We start from the raw sequence: 19,587 nt of genomic DNA on the forward strand, positions 1-19,587 counted from the left end.
GCCTCACGCCGGGAACGGCACGGCGCGCAACAGCGCTGCGACCACATCGTCGGCGCTGCGTTGTTCGGCCTCGGCCGCAAACGACAGCAGCAGGCGGTGGCGCATCACTGGCGCTGCGAGCGCAATGACATCGTCGCGGGTGGCGGCAAAGCGGCCGTGCAGCAATGCGCGTGCCTTGGACGCGAGCACCAGCGATTGCCCGGCGCGCGGGCCGGCGCCCCATCGGATCCATTGACGCACCTCGTCGCTGGCCTGCGGGCCGGGCCGGCTGGCGCGCACCAGGCGATTGATCCAGGTCAGCAGATCCGCGCCGACATGCACCTGCCGCACCTGTTGCTGCAGCGCCAACACGCTGTCCGCGTCCATCACCACCGGCACCTGCGCAGTTGCGGTGCCGGTGGTCTGGGTGAGGATGTCGCGCTCTTCCTGCTCGCTGGGGTAATCGACGCGCACATGCAGCAGGAAGCGGTCCAGCTGCGCTTCCGGCAGCGGATAGGTGCCGGCCTGTTCGATCGGGTTCTGTGTGGCCAGCACGAAGAACGGCGCCGGCAGCGCATAGGTGGTGCCGGCGTAACTCACCGTGCGCTCGCTCATCGCTTCCAGCAACGCAGCCTGGGTCTTGGGCGGGGTGCGATTGAGTTCGTCGGCCAGCAGCAGATTGGTGAAGATCGGCCCCTGCTGGAAACGGAACTGCCGATGCCCGGTGCCGTGATCTTCTTCCAGCAGCTCGGTGCCGAGAATGTCGCTTGGCATCAGATCGGGAGTGAACTGCACGCGGCGGAACTGCAGCTCCAGCGCTTGCCCGAGCGAGCGCACCAGTAGCGTCTTGCCCAGGCCGGGCGCGCCTTCCAGCAGGCAGTGGCCGCCGGCCAGCAGGCCGATCAGCAGTTGCTCCACCACCGCGTCCTGGCCCACCACCGCCTGGGCCAGGGCCGCGCGCAACGCGCCGAGTTGGGAGAGCTGGTTGGCGAGAATGTCGTCGTTGGGGGAAGTCATGGGGAAAGTCTCGTTATGTGACTGCTGGCGTAGGAGCGCGCTTGCGCGCGAGGCTTCACCGGGAAATCTTCATCGCGCGCCAGCGCGCTCCTACACGGCGGTCAATTGGTCAGCGCATACATCACGATGTTGACGCCGAACCTGGTGTTGTCTTCCGCCAGAAACCGCTTGTTGCGCCAGTCGTAATCCCATTCGCAGCCGTAATCCTTGTTGCTGTACAACACGCCGAGCCGGCCATCGATGCTGATGCCCTTGAGATAATCGTGCACCAGATCGTCGCCCCAGCCATTGAGTTCGAAACTGGTAGCCGGTGGGCCATCGGGAAACTTGAAAAACGCGTTGTAGAGGCGATGACTCTTGGGCAACTTCTGCAGCGCGGTCTTGCCGAAGATGGAAACCATCTGCGCTTCGAACGAGGTGGCGAACAGGCCATCGATATCGTGATTGCAATCGTCCACGAACACGAAACCGCCATTGCGCACATAGCGCTCGAAGTTGCGCCGCTCGGCCGGATTGAACTCCACCAGCTTGTGCCCGGCCAGATAGCAGAACGGCGCCTGCAACATGCGCGGATCGGCCAGGTCCAGCACGTGTTCCTGCGGGTCCACGCGTAGCTGGGTGTAGTCGATCAGCGAGGTGATCAGGTTGGACGGCATGCGCGCATCCACATCCCAATCGCCGGAGTCGTAACGCAGCCGGGTGAACCAGAAATCGTAGTTGCCGGCCGCGCGTGCACGCAGCGGTAGCACCAGCGTGGCGGCGCTACCGAGCAGCAAGCCTAGGAAGTGGCGCCGCGAAGTGGGAGCCGGGAGACCGGGAACGGGAGCCGCACGCAAGCGCCTGCGAGGTATCAGTCTGCAAAGAGCAGCTTCTGCTCTCCGATTCCCGAATCCCCACTCCCGAATCCCGGCTCCGACTCACACCGCATCCGACAACGAAGTAAACGTAAAGTCGCGCAGCCGCATCGGCGGGATCATCATCACGAAGTTGGATTCGTCACCGGCCACCCGCACCGGCTTGCCCAACTCGTCGATGTTGTTGAGCATGATCACCGGCGATTCGTTGAAGCGGAAATTCTTCACCGGGTACTTGATCTGCCCGTTCTCGATGTAGAAGGTGCCGTCGCGGGTCAGGCCGGTGAGCAGCACGGTCTGCGGGTCGACCATGCGGATGTACCAGGTGCGCGTGACCAGGATGCCCTTCTCGGTGCCGCGCACCAGCTCGGCGATGTTCTTGTCGCCGCCGGCCATCAGCAGATTGCCCGGCTCGCCGATCGCACGCTTGCCGTTCTTCTGCGCCCAGTAGCGCGAATACTGCAGGTTGGCGATCTTGCCGTTTTCCACGATCGACATCTTCTCGCGCGGCAGGCCCTCTTCGTCCCACGGCAACACTGCCGCACGCGCATCCCACGGGTCGGCGGTGATGTTCACGCGCGGGTCGTAGACCTGTTCGCCGAGCTTGTTGCCGCCGCCCTTCTTGGACAGAAAGCTGCGGCCTTCATCGGCGCGGCGCGCGTCGAAGAAATTCATCATGAACGAGATCAGCCCCGCAGCGGCGGCCGGCTCCAGAATCACCGTGTATTTGCCCGGTTCCAGTGCCTTGGCTTCGGCCGAATCGCTGGCCTTGCGCATGGCGATGCGGATGTCCTGCTCGGCCTTGAAGTCGGCAGCATCTTTCAAGTTGCGCCCCACCCAGCCCGAGCCGCGGCCGTCTTCGGTGCGCACGGTGCAGGTGTAGTCGAAACGCGCGCCACGTTGATAGCCGAAGTTGCCCTTGCTGTTGGCGAATGCGGTGAAGCTCTGGCCATCCTCGAGAAAGCCGGCAGCGATCAGGCCTTTGCCTTTGCACGGCGCGATCGAATCGGCGGCCACCTGCGCACGAAACGCCGGGTCGATGGCGGCGGTGGATTCGCTGAAGGTCGGGCTGGCCGTATAGGTCTGCTTCTCGACCGCCGGCATGAACTCCGGGTTTTCCGGCGCCAGCCGCGCCAGATCTTCCGCGCGCCGTACTACGCGCTCCAGCGAGGCGTCGTCGAACTCGTTGATGGTGGCCACGCCCACGCGCTTGCCGAACGCCACCTGCACCTGCAGATCGGTGTTGTCGACAATGCCGCTGGTGGACACGTTGTTGAGCGCAAAACGGATGTTGCCGTCGATCGAGCCGGTGAGCTGTGCGGTGCACTCATCGGCCTTGGACAGTTTGATGACCTTGTCCAGAATGGCATTGGCCTGCGCTTCGGTAAGGATGCTCATGTGGGTTTCTCCTGTTAGCCGAGCGAGCGGGCGGTGCTGATGACGTTGATGCCATCGAAGCGAGCGGTGGACGAACCATGCGAGACCGCCGACACCTGCGCCGGCTGGCCCTTGCCATCGAAGAACGAGCCGCCCAGGCGGTAGTCGCGTTGATCGGCGACCGCGCTGCAGGCGTTCCAGAATTCCGGCGTGCGGATCTGGTAAGCCACGTCCTCGAGCATGCGGGTGATCGCACCGTTCTTGATTTCATAGAACAGCTGGCCACCGAACTGCGCGTTGTAGCGCTGCTGGTCGATGGAGAACGAGCCGTCGCCGATGATGTAGATGCCGTTTTCCACGTTCTTGATCAAATCGCTCACGCTCAACGGCGTCTTGCCGGCGGCCAGCGAGACGTTGGCCATGCGCTGGAACTGCACGCTCGACCACGAGTCGGCGTAGCAGCAGCCATCGGAGGCGGTCTTGCCGAGGATATGCGCCTGATCGCGAATGGCCTGGTAGTCCACCAGCTTGCCGTCGCGGATCAGATCCCATTGTTTGGTCTTGACGCCTTCATCGTCGTACCCCACCGCGCCCAGGCTGCCGGGCTGAATCTTGTCGGCCAGGATATGCACCTTGTCGCTGCCGTACTGGAACCCGGCCTTGAGCTTGTCGAGCGTGGCGAAACTGGTACCGGCGTAGTTGGCTTCGTAGCCGAGCACGCGGTCCAGTTCCAGCGGGTGGCCGACCGATTCGTGGATGGTGAGCCAGGTGTGCGAGGGGTCCAGCACCAGGTCGTACTTGCCCGGTTTCACAGACGGCGCCTTGAGCTTTTCCTGCGCCTGCTTGGCCGCCGCAATGGCGTCTTCCTTCATGTCGTAGGACAGGCCGTAATTGACCACGCCGTTGGGCGAGACGAACTTGCCCGAGGCCGCGCCATCCAGATATTCATAGCCCAGGCCCATCGGTGCGGAGAGTCCGTCGCGGGTGCGGAACTTGCCGCTGGCCTTGTCGATGGCAGTCACGCTCATCGGCGCCCAGATGCGGTGCACGTCCTGATCGATGTAGGAACCATCGGTGCTGGCGAAGTACTTCTGCTCGTTGACCACGAACAGCATCGAGTTGACGAAGTTGGCGCCGGCCGCAGTGGCGGCGGCATTGACGCCGAGCAGCAGGTCCACCTTGTCCTTGATCGGCACTTCCATCGCGTTCTTTTTGATCGGCGTCTTCCAGCTCACCTCGCCCACGCCGGGCGTGGGCGCCAGCTGCACGGGGGTGCCCTGCACCTTGGCATTGGCCTTGGCGATCGCGGCGGCCTGCGCGGCTGCCTTGGCCACGCCTTGTTCGGTGAGTTCGTTGGTGGCGGCAAACCCCCAGGCACCGGCCACCAGGACGCGGATGCCCACACCGATGGACTCGGTGTTGACCACGTTCTGCACCTTGTCCTCCCGGGTGATGACGAACTGGCGCAGATAGCGGCCGATACGCACATCGCAATAGCTCGCGCCGGCCTGACGTGCGGCGTTGAGGCCGGCATCGGTCAGGCGCTTCTTGCGGCCGACATCCAATTGCGTCAACAACTGCTCGGCGGCGATGGCCTTGCCGAAGTAGGCGGGCACAATCAGCCCACCCATGGTCAGCCCGGTCAGGGCCAGGAAATCACGTCGCTGCACGGGCAACTCCCCAATAGTCCCGCGCGGCGCGCGGGTGATCTGGTGACGCGCAGATGGTTATCTGTGCGGTATCGCCGATTCTTGCCGGGTGATGAATGCTGCGTCAAATGACTTTCGGCAGGGGTGTGGGTAAATGCTGTGCCCGCATAGATTGAGTGGCACAACATGCATGCAGGTGTGGCGAGCGCGGCCGACAGCGTGCGATGGATGCATTTGCGCGGGAGCACGTAGCGGATGCCATGCATGCTTGCCTTATCGACGATTATGCGATGCGCTATCAGCACACATCACGCCATCATGCGCAGTATTTGCTTCACAGGTTCAGAGCGGCTGACAAACTAAGGAGGTGATCTGCGCGCTGGCTGCAGGGCCCTTGCCCGCCTACCATCGCGGGACATGCCGCAAGTACGTCCGTGTAGGCTCTTACGCGGCATCCATGCCGCGTAAGGTCCCGCGACGGTAGGCGGGCAAGGACCAGTCGAGATGGTCGGCGTGCGTGGTTGCAAGCGAGGCGTGACGGGTGCTGTTTGAATAACGCCGCGTCGGATCATCTTCGCTACGCAAGCCGATCAACCTGCAGGCTTTAAAAAGCTACCGGCTCACTCTCTGGTGCGGTGTCCTCGTCGCTTGCGGGACCGTGTGGCGGCATGGATGCCGCCACCGAGCCTGTATGGACGTACTTGCGGCGTGTCCCGTGAGCGGCGAGGGCACCGCGCGCTCGACTGACCATGCTTTTGACCTACAGCGTTTGAATGCATCTAAACAACATAAGTCGATATCTTTGTTGCGGTGAGCTGATTGAACGATGTAGACGCTTCAGCGGCAGAGCGATAGGGCTGCAACTTCGCTGCAGGGCCCTTGCCCGCCCACCATCGCAGGACACGCCGCAAGTACGTCCGTGTAGGCTCTTACGCGGCATCCATGCCGCGTAAGGTCCCGCGACGGTGGGCGGGCAAGGACCAGTCGAGATGGTCGGCGTGCATGGTTGCAAGCAAGGCGTGACGGGTGCTGTTTGAATAACGCCGCATCGGATCATCTTCGCAACGCAAGGCGATCAACCTGCAGGCTTTAAAAAGCTACCGACTCACTCTCTGGTGCGGTGTCCTCACCGATTGCGGGACCGTGTGGCGGCATGGATGCCGCCACCGAGCCTACATGGAGGTACTTGCGGCGTGTCCCGCGAGCGGCGAGGGCACCGCGCGCTCAACTGACCATGCTTTTGACCTACAGCGTTTGAATGCATCTAAACAACATCACTCGATATCTTTGTTGTTGTGAGCTGATTGAACGAGGTAAGGGCTTCAGCGGCAGAGCGATAGGGCTGCAACTTCGCTGCAGGGCCCTTGCCCGCCCACCATCGCAGGACACGCCGCAAGTACGTCCGTGTAGGCTCTTACGCGGCATCCATGCCGCATAAGGTCCCGCGACGGTGGGCGGGCAAGGACCAGTCGAGATGGTCGGTGTGCATGGTTGCAAGCAAGGCGTGACGGGTGCTGTTTGAATAACGCCGTGTCCGATCAGCTTCGCAACGCAAGGCGATCAACCTGAGGCTTCAAAAAAGCAACCGATTCACTCTCTGGTGCGGTGTCCTCGCCGCTTGCGGGACCGTGTGGCGGCATGGATGCCGCCACCGAGCCTACATGGACGTACTTGCGGCGTGTCCCGCGAGCGGCGAGGGCACCGCGCGCTCGACTGACCATGCTTTTGACTTACAGCATTTTTGATGCATCTAAACAACATCACTCGATATCTTTGTTGTTGTGAGCTGATTGAACGAGGTAAGGGCTTCAGCGGCAGACCGATAGGGCTGCAACTCCGCTGCAGGGTCCTTGCCCGCCCACCATCGCAGGACACGCCGCAAGTACGTCCGTGTAGGCTCTTACGCGGCATCCATGCCGCGTAAGGTCCCGCGACGGTGGGCGGGCAAGGACCAGTCGAGATGGTCGGTGCGTATGGTTTTCAGCAAAGCAACTCCCAACGTTTGTTGGCAGCTCTCACCCCAACGAGCGCGCGGTATTGATCACGTTGATGCCATCGAAGCGTGCGGTGGACGAGCCATGCGACACCGCCGACACCTGGCTGGGCTGGCCCTTGCCATCGAAGAACGAGCCGCCCAAACGGAAGTCGCGTTGATCGCAGACTGCGCTGCAGGCATTCCAGAATTCTGGCGTGCGGATTTGATAGGCAGCGTCTTCCACCAGCCGCGTGACCTGGCCGTTCTCGATTTCGTAGAACAACTGCCCGCCGAACTGCGCGTTGTAGCGCTGCTGGTCGATCGAATACGAACCGCGCCCGTGGATATACAACCCGCGCTCCACGTTCTTGATCATCTCGGCAACGCCAAGTGGTTGTTTGCCTGCGGCCAGCGACACATTGGGCATGCGCTGGAACTGCACGCTGGACCAGGAATCTGCATAGCTGCAGCCATCGGAGGCGGTCTTGCCGAGCAGGTGCGCCTGATCGCGCGTGCATTGGTAATCGACCAGGATGCCGTCTTTCACCAGCTCCCACTGCTTGCTCTTGACCCCCTCATCGTCGTAACCCACTGCGCCCAGGCTGCCGGGCTGGGTGCGGTCGGCGACGAAGGTCACTGCATCGCTGCCCCAGCGGAAACCCGCATCGCGCTTGTCCAGCGTGGCGAAGCTGGTGCCGGCGTAGTTGGCCTCGTAGCCGAGTACGCGATCGAGCTCGAGCGGGTGGCCCACCGACTCGTGGATGGTGAGAAACAGATTGCTCGGGTCGATCACCAGATCGTATTTGCCGGCCTTCACCGAGGGTGCGGTGAGTTTGGCGCGCGCCTGTTTGGCCGCGGCAATCGCATCTTCGCGCGCGTCGTAGCTGTGGCCGTAGCCGATGAGTCCGCCAGGCAACTGATGCTTCTGGCTGGCATCGCCATCCAGATATTCGTAGCCCATGCCCATTGGCGACGACAGCCCGTCGCGGGTGCGGAAGGTGCCGCTGGCCTTGTCCACCGCGGTGACGGTAAACGGCAACCACAACCGGTGCACGTCCTGATCGATGTAGGAGCCGTCGCTGCTTGCGAAATACTTCTGCTCGTTGATCGCAAACATGCGCGAGGCCACGAAGGTGGCGCCGGCAGTGAGCGCGGCCGCGTTGACGTCCATCAGCAGCGCTACCTTGTCCTGCAGCGGCACTTCCATCGCGTTCTTCTTGATCGGTGTCTTCCAGCTCACCTGCCCGGCCGGGGTTACCGGTGCCAACTGCACCGGCGCACCGCCCAGCCGCGCGTTGGCCTTGGCGATCGCTACCGCCTGGCGCGTAGCAGTGGCCACACCATCGCTGGTGAGCGTGTTGGTGGCCGCAAAGCCCCACGCACCATCGGCCAGCACGCGCACGCCCACACCGCTGGATTCGGCGTTGACCACATTCTCCACCTGCGCCTCGCGGGTGATCACAAACTGGCGCAAATAGCGGCCCACGCGCACATCGCAGTAGCTGGCACCAGCCGCCTTGGCGGTGGTCAACGCGGTATCCGACAGGCGCCGGTTGCGCGCTGCATCCACCGGGGTAAGTAATTGCTCGGCCGCGATCAGGCGCGTATGCGGCAGCAGCAACCCGGCAGCACCGATGCCGGACAAGGTGAGGAAGGTACGACGGTCCACGTGGCGTTCTCCGCTGAAGCGCACGCTGCGCACGTGCCAAACCCCGAGGGTGGCGTAGAGGCGTGAAAGTGGTCAAGTGACGATGTGCATGGCGGTTGGCGCGGCTCGCGTGCAATCGTGCGGGCCGGGTCGATCTACACCGCGCATGTGAGTGTTCGATGTGCCCGGACAGACCAGCGCGCTGTCGCTGTGTCGGTCGCGCTATGGCTTGACCTGCTTGGGCGCATGGCCGAAATACGCCTTGAACGCGCGGCTGAAGCCGGCTTCGGAGTGATAGCCCACCCGGCGCGCGGCATCGCCCACGCTGACGTTGCCTGAGCGGATCAGATCGTCTGCCACGCTCAGACGCCACAGCGCGATGTAGCGCATCGGTGACTCGCCGGTGATCTGCGCAAACTGCTGCGCAAACAGCGAGCGCGACAACCCGGCATGGCGTGCGAGTTGCTCCACCTTCCAGCTGCGGTACGGATCGGCATGGATCGCATGCAAGGCCAGCCCGATCCGCTCGCCGGCCGGACTGGCAAGCCAGCGCGATTGCTGCGGATGCAGCTCCGCCCAGCTGCGCAAGGCGCGGATCACCAGCAGGTCGATGATGCGCGAGACCATCAAGCGCGCACCGGGGCGCACCTCGTGCGCTTCGGCCATCAAAAAATGCGAGAGCAGGCGCAGCCACTCCGGCACGCGCCCGCCATCGCCGGGGATATGGATCAGGGTTGGCAGCGCGCGCATGATCGGCGGCAGCGGCAACCGTTCGTAGCGAAAAATGCCGCCGATGACAGTGGCCAGCGGTGCGCCCTCGCCATGCCGGATCTTCAGCGTTGCAGCGTCGAACTGCCCGGCTGCGAAGAAATCATCGGCAGCGCGTTTCACCTGTGCGCAATGCGACAAGCGATGCCCACGCCCGTGCGGCAGCACTACCAGATCGCCGGTGTGCAGCTGCAACGGTGCACCGCCATCGGGTGTGATCCACAACGCGCCTGCTTCGATAAAGTGCAGATGCGATGGCCCCGCCGGCAGATGCGCATGGAAATGCGCAGCGACCTCTGCGGTATAGACGCCCTCGCCGTGCAGGCGGATCAACGTGAGCAATTGCGACAGGATGTCGGCGCGTGCGGGCTGCGCAACGTGTGTTGCATGCAGCGGTAGAGGATCGGTCATGGAAGACGGTGTCCGGGTCATGGAGTCGTGCGGCGCGCAGGGGGAACCTTAGTGCATCCACACAGACCCGAGATGCACCGATGAAAAACAAGACCTGCATGACCATGACCACGCTGCTGTTGTGCGCGCTGTGTTCCGGCGCCGTCACCGCAAAGCCGGTCACGCATCCCACCATCGTGCTGGTGCATGGCGCCTGGGAAACCTCTGCCATCTGGCGACCGGTCGCCGGCCAATTGCGTGCGCATGGTTATCGCGTCATCGCAGTGAATCTGCCGGGCCGCCCCGGTGCAACGCACGAGCCGGAGGCGATCAGCCTTGATGCGTATCGCGACACGGTGCTGGCCGCGATCGCTGGCGAGCGCGCACCGGTGGTGCTGGTCGGGCATAGCTTTGGCGGTATCACCGTCACCAACGTGGCCGAGGCCGCACCGGAGAAGATCAAGACCCTGGTGTATCTGGCTGCGTTCGTTCCACAAGACGGACGCACGCTGCTGGCGCTCGCGCAAGCGGACACGGCAAGCAAGATGCCACCCTACCTGACAGTGAACACGCACAAGAAGGCAATGTCGGTGGAGGCATCTGCACGCGGCGAGCTGTTCGCCAACGACGCCACCACCGCACAGCAGGCCCGCATGCAACACATGATCGTGGACGAGCCACTGCAACCGATGATGACGCCGGTGCATCTGACCGCGCGCTCGAGTGGTGTGGATCGGGTGTATATCCGCACGTTGCAGGACAACGCGTTGAGTTTGGCGTTCCAGTCCAGGACGATCGCTGCCGCTCCCATGCGGATGACCATCGATCTGGACACCGGCCATTCGCCATTTCTCACCGCGCCTGGCGCGCTGGTCGCCGCCATCGAGCAGGCTGCGCAGTGAGCATGCCCATCGAATTGATCGCGTTGGTGACCACCGCGCTGCTGTGCCTGTGCATGCCTTTGCTGTCCTCTGCGCTGTACGCACGCCAGGTCGGAGCCAAGGCGTTGATCGGCAATCGCGAGGGGTTGCCCGAGCCGAGCGGTGCCGCGGGGCGCGCGCAACGTGCGCACCGCAACTTGCTGGAAAACCTGCTGCCGTTTGCCGCAGTCGTGCTCGCTGCCATGACGCTGCAGGTGTCCACCAGCATCACGGTGATCGCGTCGTTGGTGTTTTTGGGTGCGCGCGTTGTGCATGCGGTTTGCTATCTTTTCGGCATTCCCGGACTGCGCACGCTCGCCTATCACGTCGGCCTGTGGGCGACGCTGGCCTATGCAGTGCAGTTGTTTCTGTGAGGATCACAATGCGCGCCAGAAACGTGTCCAGCGGATGTTTGCACGATGCTGCGCGCAGGCGACGCGCAGCGCTTTCTCACCCTGCTGCCGCTGGCATCGACGCAATACCGAAGGCGCTCGGTTGGTGCAGCGGTGCAGTGCTGGCGCTGATGGTCACGCTGTTGCCGTCACACGCCGCGCGTGCTGCAGACGTGCCGGAGCGCGTCAATTTCAGCGTCACCATCAAACCCCTGGCCGCGCAGGACGGCACGGTCAATGGCCTGGCTGTGACCGAGCAAATCGTTCTGCCGGACGCGCGCGCGCCGTTGACCTTGGTGTTGCCTTTGGCATTGCCCGCAGTGCCGCGTAATGCCGAGGCAGTGAGCGAGTTACACGTCACCGATGCACGCGGCGAGGTTGCACTGGCGATCGATGACGGTGGGCCGTCGCAAGGTTTTGCCTTGCGACGCTGGACCACCGGCCGGCCAGTCGGTCCGCAGGTGACAGTGCGCTATCGCGCCGCGCTGCAGCCCGCGCAGACCGGCGGCCCACCGTATGGCATGAAGGCGGCCGGGCAGGGCGTTGCAGGCAGTACCAAGAGTTTCGTGTTGCTGCCCGAAGCGCTGAGCAGCGATGCGAGTGTACTGATGTGGGATCTGTCCGAGCTTGTGGCCGGTTCGATCGGCGTAGCCACCGGCGGGGCCGGAACGCTGCGTGTCCCCGGCTCGCCCATGGTCATGGACGATCTGTGGTTGCTCGCCGGCCCTGCACTCGCCGGCCAGACGCAAACCGATGCCGTGTTCAATGCCTACACCATCGGTCAACCACCGTTCGATGCGGCAGCCACCATGGCCTGGTCGCGACGCGCCTACGAGGTACCGACAAGCGCGTTCGGCTACATGCAGGCGCCGCATTACGAATTGTTGATCCGCGCCCTGTCGGTTGCCTCGTACGAAACCGGCACCGCTCGTCTGGCCGGCGGCGGCAGTCTGATGACGGTGGGCAGCGTGTTCTCGCCATCGCAGGATGTGCAAACTGTGCAGAGCACGATCTTTCACGAGATGGGGCACCAATGGGTGGGCCAACTCAGCAACGGCGTCGAGCCGTGGTATGCGGAAGGCATGAACGTCTTCGTGCAGGCGACCCTGCCGTGCGCCTCCGGGCTGCACCCGATCGCGGCCTGCGCAAAGACCATCAACGACTGGGCGCGTTACTACTACACCAGCCCGGCGCGGCACTGGTCGCTGCAGCAGATCGATGCTGCCGGTTTCGAACAGGAAGCCGTCCGCCGCATTCCCTATGCACGCGGCATGCTGTACTTCGCCAGCGTCGACGCCGCCTTGCGCAAGCGCTCTGCTGGCAAGCACGGCCTGCTGGATGCCATGCGCCCGCTCTACATCGCGCGACATGCAGGCAAACGCTTCGAACGCAGCGACATCGAAGCCCTGCTGCGCCGTGAACTCGGCGAGGCCGAGGTCACCACTTTTCGCCAGGTCGTCATCGAGGGCACGCAACTGATCGTGCCGCCTTCTAACGCGTTCGGCGCCTGCCTGCAGCGCGAGGAGCGGCGCTGGAGTAGTGAGGGTAAGGACATTGAGGGCTATGTGTGGGAGCCGGTGCGCTGCAGGGCCCTTGCCCGCCCACCGTCGCGGGACACGCCGCAAGTACGTCCGTGTAGGCTCTTACGCGGCATCCATGCCGCGTAAGGTCCCGCGACGGTGGGCGGGCAAGGACCAGTTGAGATGGTCGGTGCGCATGGTTGCAAGCAAGGCATGTGTGTTGTTTGGATAACGCCGCGTCGGATCATCTTCGCAACGCAACGCGATCAACCTGCAGGCTTTAAAAAGCTACCGACCAACTCTCTGGTGCGGTGTCCTCACCGATTGCGGGACCGTGTGGCGGCATGGATGCCGCCACCGAGCCCCCAGGGACGGGTTCACGGCGTGTCCCGCGAGCGGTGAGGGCACCGCGCATTCGACCCACTCAGTGTTTGATCTGGACCTCTGACTGCATCCACCAAGAGACCGCCGACAAAACCACTGCACTCACTGACAGGCGCTCGCTCGCCAGTGTTCACTTGGACTGACTTGCCGCGCGTTTGAAATACGCGGTGCGCATTACCGGGTTGCCGTCCTTGAAGTACGCTTCAATCTCGGTCATGACCTTGCCGTCGGCGCTGACCGTATAGGTGCGTGTGGATGCCGGGACACCTTGATACATCAACTGCATGACCAGCACGCCTGGCTCGGGCATTTTAACGGCGGCACGATCGACTAGGTAGGTGCCGGATGCCTTACCCGGCGTGCCGTCCAGCAGCAGCGTGGATTGTGCCTGCAGCGTCTTGTTGTCGTGTTCGATGATCTCGGCGCTGGTTGCCCACTTGTTGCCTGGAACCTGTTTGAAATTCAGGACGACACGTTTGGGTCGTACCGCTGCTGGCATCGGCAGGCTGCTGGTATCCAGTAGCCAGGTTCCGACCAGTGGCGATGGCGCGGTTGATGCGGAGAAGGCGGGGGTGGCTTGCAACATGACGGCAGCCACCAGTGCAACGCATGCGGTCTTCATGAGAATTCCCTTATCGATACGTGATCCCTGCGGGCAGTCAGGCGACTGCTTGCAAGGCATTGCGCGTAGAGATCGACTTCCCGTAGACCGTCCCACTCCGGCCCGAGGGCGATACTCCCCGCCGAGCGCTGGTGAGTCAACTCAGGGCACAAGGTCGCCGTTGGCGCAGGTCTCGCGTCCCAGCGCATCGCCAGCGGCGCAATCAGCATGCGTTCCATAAAAGACACCCGCACTGGGCGGGTGTCTTGCATCAATCAACGTTGCTTGTCGCGTGAGCCGAAACCTCAGCCCTGCGCCTTGTCGAACTCAACGTGATACCGCGTCGCCTCAACCACCTCATTCTTCGACCCCAAGAACACCGGCACACGCTGATGCAGTTGCGTCGGTTGAATATCCAGAATACGTTCGCGCCCCGTGGTCGCGGCGCCGCCGGCCTGTTCCACCAGCATGCTCATCGGGTTGGCTTCGTACATCAGGCGCAGCTTGCCGGGCTTGGTGGCGTCCTTCTTGTCCCAGGGGTAGATGAAGATGCCGCCGCGGGTGAGGATGCGGTGCACATCGGCGACCATGCTGGCGATCCAGCGCATGTTGAAGTCCTTGCCGCGGGTGCCGTCCTTGCCGGCCAGCAGGTCGCTCACGTAGGCCTGCATGGCCGGTTCCCAGTGGCGCTGGTTGGACATGTTGATTGCGTACTCGGCGGTGTCGTCGGGCACGCGCATATTGGCCTGGGTCAGCAGGAAGCTGCCTTCCTCGCGCTCCAGGGTGAAGGCGTGAGTGCCGTGTCCGAGCGTGAGCACCAGCATCGTGCTGGGGCCGTAGATGCAGTAGCCGGCGGCGACCTGCTTGGTGCCCGGCTGCAGGAAGTGCTCGTCGCCGGGCTTGTCGGTGCCCTCGGGGGCGCGCAGCACCGAGAAGATGGTGCCCACCGAGACGTTGACGTCGATATTGGAGCTGCCATCGAGCGGGTCGAACAGCAGCAGGAAGTCGCCACTGGGGTACTGGTCGGGCACCGGCTGGCTGTGATCCATCTCTTCGGACGCGCATGCGGCCAGGTGGCCACCCCAGGCGTTGGCTTCGAGCAGGATGTCGTTGCTCAGTACGTCGAGCTTCTTCTGTGCCTCGCCCTGCACGTTGCCGGTGCCGGCATCGCCAAGCACGCCGCCCAGAGCGCCCTTGCTCACGGCGATGGAAATGCGCTTGCAGGCGCGCGAGACGATGGTGATCAGCTGGCGCAATTCCGCATCGATACGGCCGGCGTGTTGCTCTTCGATCAGGAAGCGGGTCAGCGAGGGACGCGACATGGGAACGGGCAGCCTGTGTAGGAAGTGGTCCGCCATTGTCGCCATTGCGCCGTTAGATTTCGATCACTTGATGCGCGTTTTGCAGCAAACCTGATCGAACGTGCGCGAATGTGTTGCCGACGACATGGGCTACCGGTATGTAGCACTCGCCGTTTGAGCGCCTTTGCGCGGCGGCAAGGGCGGCGAACAAGCACAAAAAAACCGGGAGGCTTGCGCGCTCCCGGTTTAGGCGTTTCAACCAACGGCTGCAGTCACATGCGGCTAACGGTGGCCACCGCTTGTGCCACGTATTCCAGGTTGCGCTGGCTCAATGCGGCCACACAGATGCGGCCCGTGCCGACGGCGTAGATCGCGAACTCGTCGCGCAGGCGGTCGACCTGGGTCCTGGTCAGGCCCGAGTACGAGAACATACCGGCCTGGCGCTGGATGAAGTCGAACTCCGGCGCGCCCAGCGTGGCGAGCTTGGCGACCAGGCCCGCGCGCAAGGCGTGGATGCGCTCGCGCATTTCGGTAAGTTCCTGCTCCCACAGATCGCGCAGCTCCGGGCTGGTCAGCACGCCGGCCACCAGGGCGGCGCCGTGCGTGGACGGGCTGGAGTAGATCGTGCGGATGATGCGCTTGACCTGCGACTGCACGGCCTTGGCTTCGGTCGCGGTAGCCGAGACCACCGACAACGCACCCACGCGCTCGCCATACAGCGAGAACGACTTGGAATAGGAGCTGGCGACCACGTAGCTGTCGATGCCTTCGGCAGCCAGCAGGCGCACCGCGTACGCATCGGCCTCGATGCCCTTGTCGAAGCCCTGGTAGGCGATGTCGACGAACGGGAACAGGTTGCGCTCCTTCAACACGCCGGCGACCTGCTTCCACTGCTCCTTGGTCAGGTCGGCGCCGGTCGGGTTGTGGCAGCAGGCGTGCAACAGCACCACCGTGCCCGGCTCGAGCTTGGCCAGATCGGCCAGCATGCCGTCGAAATTCAGGCCATGGCTGGCGGCGTCGAAATAGGTGTAATCCACGACCTCGAAGCCGGCCGCGCCGAACACCGCGCGATGGTTTTCCCAGCTCGGGTTGCTGATGGCGATGGTGGAGGTGGGCAGCAGCTTCTTGAGCAGGTCCGCGCCCACGCGCAACGCGCCGCTGCCGCCAACGGTCTGCGAGGTCGCCACGCGGCCGGAGGCCACCAGCGCCGACTCGGCGCCGAACAGCAGCTCCTGGGTGGCCTTGTCGTAAGCGGCCAGGCCGTCGATGGGCAGATAGCCGCGCGGTTTGGCCTCCAGCGCGAGCTGCTGCTCGATCTTGTGCACGGCACGCAACAGCGGGATGCGCCCGTTTTCGTCGTAATAGATGCCCACACCCAGGTTGACCTTGTTGGGGCGGCTATCGGCGTTATAGGCCTCGGTCAGGCCCAGGATGGGGTCGCCTGGAACCTGTTCCACATTTGCAAAGAAGGACACGGCATGACTCGCTGAAGGACGAAAGAGTGAGGGACTTCCGGGTGCTTGACCGCGGCTGGGCCAAACCACTTCATCGTAGCAGCCCATGGCGGGCGTAGCATGCTTCGTTCCGTACGCAACAATGCGCTCGCAGTACGGATGAGGGACACTACGCCCATGCCCAGACTCACCTTGTTGGCCGCCGCGTGCGGCCTGTTCGCGACGAGCGCCGCGCCGCTCGCCCTGGCCGCCGACACGGCGCCGTCGTCTACACCGATCCAGCGCTTGCCCACCGTGCAGGTGGACGCCGCGCGCGTGCACGGGGTGGACGACTTCGACCTGCCGGCCTCCTTCACCGTGGTGGCGGCCGACGACGACAACCGCCGCGGCGCGCAGGTATCCGAGCTGCTCGATGGCATCCCCGGCCTGGTGGCGCGCGACCGCCAGAACTACGCGCAAGACACCCAGCTGTCGATCCGCGGCTTCGGCGCACGCTCCACCTTCGGCGTGCGCGGCGTGCGGCTGCTGGTGGACGGCATCCCGGCCAGCATGCCCGATGGCCAGGGCCAGCTCTCGCACTTCAACGTGCTGGGCGCCGAGCGGGTGGAAGTGCTGCGCGGGCCGTTCTCGGCGCTGTACGGCAACTCTTCGGGCGGGGTGCTGCAGCTGTGGAGTGCCGACGGCAAGCCGGGCGACCCGTGGCGGCTGCGTGCCACCTATGGCAGCAATGCCACCGTCAACGTGGGCGCGCAATTGCTCGGCCAGCAGGGCGCGGTGCACTACAGCCTGGCCGCCAATCACTTCGAAACCGACGGCTTCCGCGACCATAGCCGCGCCAAACGCGATTCGGTCAACGCCAAGCTCGGCTTCGATCTGGCCGAGGGCCGCCGGCTGGACCTGGTGCTCAATTATCTGGACGCACCGGATGCGCAGGACCCACTCGGGCTGACCCGCGCCCAGTTCAATGCCGACCCGGCCCAGGCCACGGCGGTGGCCACCCAGTTCAATACCCGCAAATCGGTGCGCCAATCGCAGGCCGGGGCGATCTTGACCCAGCAGTTCGACAGCCAGACGCTGCGGCTGATGGCCTACGGCGGGCAGCGCAGCGTGGAGCAGTATCTGGCGATCCCGGTGGCGGTGCAGCGCAATCCGCTGCATTCGGGTGGGCTGATCGATCTGGACAGCAATTACGAAGGTGCCGATGCACGTTGGGCCTGGCAGGGCGACGCGTTGGGCCGGCCGCTGCAGCTGACCGTGGGCGCCAATGTCGATCGCCAGCGTCAGCACCGCACCGGTTACGAAAATTTTGTTGGTGACACGCTCGGCGCCAAAGGCGCACTGCGCCGCAATCAGCGTGACCAGGTCGAGAACGTGGATCAGTTCGCGCAGCTGTGGTGGCAGTGGAGCGACCGCTGGTCGGCACTGCTGGGCGTGCGCCATAGCGAGGTGCGCTTCGACTCGGACGACCATTACATCGTCGGCCGCAATCCCGACGACAGCGGCCAGCGCGATTATTCGGCAACCACGCCGGTGGCTGGCATCGTGTTCCGTGCTGCCGAGGATCTGCGTTTCTACGCCTCGGTGGGACGCGGTTTCGAAACGCCCACCTTCAACGAGTTGGGTTATCGCAACGACGGCGGCGCCGGCCTGGCGCTGGATCTGGGCGCGGCGACAAGCCGCAACTATGAAGTCGGCAGCAAGTGGCGCGCGCAAAGCGGTGCAGCGGTGGAGTTCGCGCTGTTCCGCGCCGACACCGATAACGAACTGGCAGTGGCCAGCAACACCAACGGGCGCAGCACCTTTCGCAACATCGGCGCCACCCGCCGCCAGGGCGCGGAGCTGAGCTGGAATCAACCGGTGGGCGACACCCAGCAAGTGCAGCTGGCCTATACCTTCGTCGATGCCACCGTGCGCGATGGCTATCTCACCTGCGCCAGCAGCGGCTGCGCCACACCCACCGCGCCAGTGGCAAGCGGCGCGCGCCTGCCGGGCGTGCCGCGTCAACAATTGTTCGCACGCTGGCAGTGGCAGCCGATGCAATGGCAGTTCGCCGCCGAAACGGTGGCCTCCGACGCCACCGTGGTCAACGACCTGGCTACCGAACGCGCACCGGGCTATGCGCTGGTCAATCTGGAAGCCTCCAGGCGCTGGACCACCACGCTGGGCGGGCTGCGCACGTTCGCACGCATCGACAATGTGCTGGACCGGCAATATGTGGGTTCGGTGATCGTCAACGACGGCAACGGGCGCTATTACGAGCCGGGCCCGGATCGCACGTATACGGTGGGGCTGCAGTGGGATTTCGGCGGCTGAGCAGGCCGCAGGCGGCGCGCGTCCAACAACGCGCCGCTGCCCCGTAGGAGCGCACCCGGGCGCGACGAAGCCTTCCCGATAACACGCGCGTCGCCAAGCAACGGCCACAGCAGCGCAATTGCATCTCCAACACCACCCCAGGCCCCACATGATCGTCATCGATCACGCCCCCGCAGACTGGTTTCTCCTGCGCGAGGACAACCGCTACTGGCTGGACATCAACTGCACAATCTCGGCCACCGGCTTCTCGCTCCTGCTGGCATTGAACGCAACCGAGCAGGCCGATGTGCTGGCAGACGGGCATGCCGCCTGCGCACGGCTGGCCGCGCAGGTGCAATGGCGGCCGCACGACTTTGCCGCGCGTGATGTCAGCGCCAGTCACGGTGCGCAGGTCACCGCGGCCGTGCAGGCGTGGCGCGCGGCAGACACCGGCACCACTCGCGCATGAGCGCGCATCGCGCCGGGCAAACCGCTCGCGCTGTTTGCCGCGCGTCGCTCCAAGGCGTTGCGTTGATGCAGCGGTGACTGCCGGCAATGCGATGCACTAAGCTTGCAAGCGCATTCACCGCACAAGGATGTTTCCGTTGAACACGCGCTACGCCCCGATCGATTTCAGCGACAAGCTCGCCATGCTGTCGCAGCACTGGTCGCCACGTGTGGTGGCGGAAATGAACGACTACCAGTTCAAGCTGGTCAAGCTGCAAGGCGCCTTCGTGTGGCATCAGCATGCGGACACGGACGAGGTGTTTATCGTGCTGGACGGCAACATGTCGATCGAATTTCGCGATGGTGTGGTGGCGCTGTCGGCCGGGCAGATGCATGTGGTGCCCAAGGGTGTCGAACACCGGCCGGTGGCGGAGCAGGAATGCAGCGTGTTGCTGGTCGAGCCGCGCGGCGTGGTCAACACCGGTGAGGCGGGTGGTGCGTACACGGCTGACAACGACGTCTGGATTTGATTGTTGTGCGGTGCGTGCGTGCGGGTGCAGAGCGGCTGATCTGGGGGTTAGTTGCAGGGCCCTTGCCCGCCCACCGTCGCGGGACACGC

15 protein-coding genes are annotated in these 19,587 nt (G+C 64.1%); 6 read left to right on the top strand and 9 right to left on the bottom strand.

Translation table 11 applies throughout. The features are described from left to right. Positions 1 to 3: 3 nt before the first annotated feature. From NDY25_RS11240 to NDY25_RS11265, 6 genes are all read right to left on the bottom strand, one after another. Complete coding sequence (locus NDY25_RS11240) at positions 4 to 996, bottom strand: AAA family ATPase (RefSeq protein ID WP_104551793.1); 993 nt, start codon at positions 994 to 996, stop codon at positions 4 to 6. 101 nt (positions 997 to 1,097) lie between these two features. Next, positions 1,098 to 1,769 (bottom strand): DUF4159 domain-containing protein, encoded by a 672-nt coding sequence (locus tag NDY25_RS11245; RefSeq protein ID WP_256627987.1) that lies wholly within the window; start codon positions 1,767 to 1,769, stop codon positions 1,098 to 1,100. 144 nt (positions 1,770 to 1,913) lie between these two features. Next, a complete protein-coding gene (locus NDY25_RS11250; RefSeq protein WP_168959184.1) occupies positions 1,914 to 3,248 on the bottom strand; it encodes a TldD/PmbA family protein in 1,335 nt (444 codons plus the stop codon). A gap of 14 nt (positions 3,249 to 3,262) precedes the next feature. Next, positions 3,263 to 4,897: a TldD/PmbA family protein gene (locus NDY25_RS11255; RefSeq protein WP_168959185.1), complete on the bottom strand. Its 1,635-nt coding sequence runs from the start codon at positions 4,895 to 4,897 to the stop codon at positions 3,263 to 3,265. A gap of 1,994 nt (positions 4,898 to 6,891) precedes the next feature. Continuing rightward, the gene (locus tag NDY25_RS11260) at positions 6,892 to 8,520 is read right to left on the bottom strand and encodes a TldD/PmbA family protein (protein WP_168959186.1); all 1,629 of its coding nucleotides are present in this window, start codon (positions 8,518 to 8,520) and stop codon (positions 6,892 to 6,894) included. Between the two features lie 201 nt (positions 8,521 to 8,721). Next, the gene (locus tag NDY25_RS11265) at positions 8,722 to 9,678 is read right to left on the bottom strand and encodes an AraC family transcriptional regulator (RefSeq protein ID WP_168959187.1); all 957 of its coding nucleotides are present in this window, start codon (positions 9,676 to 9,678) and stop codon (positions 8,722 to 8,724) included. 80 nt (positions 9,679 to 9,758) lie between these two features. Here NDY25_RS11265 and NDY25_RS11270 point away from each other — a divergent pair, with 80 nt between their 5' ends. The 3 genes from NDY25_RS11270 to NDY25_RS11280 all read left to right on the top strand — a co-directional run bounded on the left by NDY25_RS11270 (position 9,759) and on the right by NDY25_RS11280 (position 12,636). Further along, a complete protein-coding gene (locus NDY25_RS11270; protein WP_233366600.1) occupies positions 9,759 to 10,559 on the top strand; it encodes an alpha/beta fold hydrolase in 801 nt (266 codons plus the stop codon). A 2-nt stretch (positions 10,560 to 10,561) separates the two neighbouring features. Continuing rightward, complete coding sequence (locus tag NDY25_RS11275; RefSeq protein WP_168959233.1) at positions 10,562 to 10,951, top strand: MAPEG family protein; 390 nt, start codon at positions 10,562 to 10,564, stop codon at positions 10,949 to 10,951. Between the two features lie 137 nt (positions 10,952 to 11,088). Then, positions 11,089 to 12,636 (top strand): M61 metallopeptidase family protein, encoded by a 1,548-nt coding sequence (locus NDY25_RS11280; protein ID WP_256627953.1) that lies wholly within the window; start codon positions 11,089 to 11,091, stop codon positions 12,634 to 12,636. 367 nt (positions 12,637 to 13,003) lie between these two features. On the opposite strand, the gene NDY25_RS11285 is transcribed toward NDY25_RS11280, so the two are convergent. The 3 genes from NDY25_RS11285 to NDY25_RS11295 form a co-directional block, all read right to left on the bottom strand. Continuing rightward, positions 13,004 to 13,471 carry a LuxR family transcriptional regulator gene (locus NDY25_RS11285; protein ID WP_104551966.1) on the bottom strand — a complete coding sequence of 156 codons (468 nt, stop codon included), beginning with the start codon at positions 13,469 to 13,471 and terminating at the stop codon, positions 13,004 to 13,006. Positions 13,472 to 13,779: 308 nt separating this feature from the next. Continuing rightward, complete coding sequence (locus NDY25_RS11290) at positions 13,780 to 14,796, bottom strand: class 1 fructose-bisphosphatase (protein ID WP_168959188.1); 1,017 nt, start codon at positions 14,794 to 14,796, stop codon at positions 13,780 to 13,782. A 251-nt stretch (positions 14,797 to 15,047) separates the two neighbouring features. Further along, the gene (locus NDY25_RS11295) at positions 15,048 to 16,250 is read right to left on the bottom strand and encodes an amino acid aminotransferase (protein ID WP_168959189.1); all 1,203 of its coding nucleotides are present in this window, start codon (positions 16,248 to 16,250) and stop codon (positions 15,048 to 15,050) included. A gap of 156 nt (positions 16,251 to 16,406) precedes the next feature. On the opposite strand from NDY25_RS11295, the gene NDY25_RS11300 reads away from it, so the two are divergent. From NDY25_RS11300 to NDY25_RS11310, 3 genes are all read left to right on the top strand, one after another. Next, the gene (locus tag NDY25_RS11300) at positions 16,407 to 18,542 is read left to right on the top strand and encodes a TonB-dependent receptor family protein (RefSeq protein WP_168959190.1); all 2,136 of its coding nucleotides are present in this window, start codon (positions 16,407 to 16,409) and stop codon (positions 18,540 to 18,542) included. A gap of 148 nt (positions 18,543 to 18,690) precedes the next feature. After that, positions 18,691 to 18,990 (top strand): hypothetical protein, encoded by a 300-nt coding sequence (locus NDY25_RS11305; protein WP_168959191.1) that lies wholly within the window; start codon positions 18,691 to 18,693, stop codon positions 18,988 to 18,990. 127 nt (positions 18,991 to 19,117) lie between these two features. Continuing rightward, a complete protein-coding gene (locus NDY25_RS11310; RefSeq protein ID WP_168959192.1) occupies positions 19,118 to 19,498 on the top strand; it encodes a cupin domain-containing protein in 381 nt (126 codons plus the stop codon). Positions 19,499 to 19,587: the final 89 nt, after the last annotated feature.

It is taken from the genome of Xanthomonas hortorum pv. pelargonii (assembly GCF_024499015.1).
Taxonomy (GTDB): Bacteria; Pseudomonadota; Gammaproteobacteria; order Xanthomonadales; family Xanthomonadaceae; genus Xanthomonas; species Xanthomonas hortorum_B.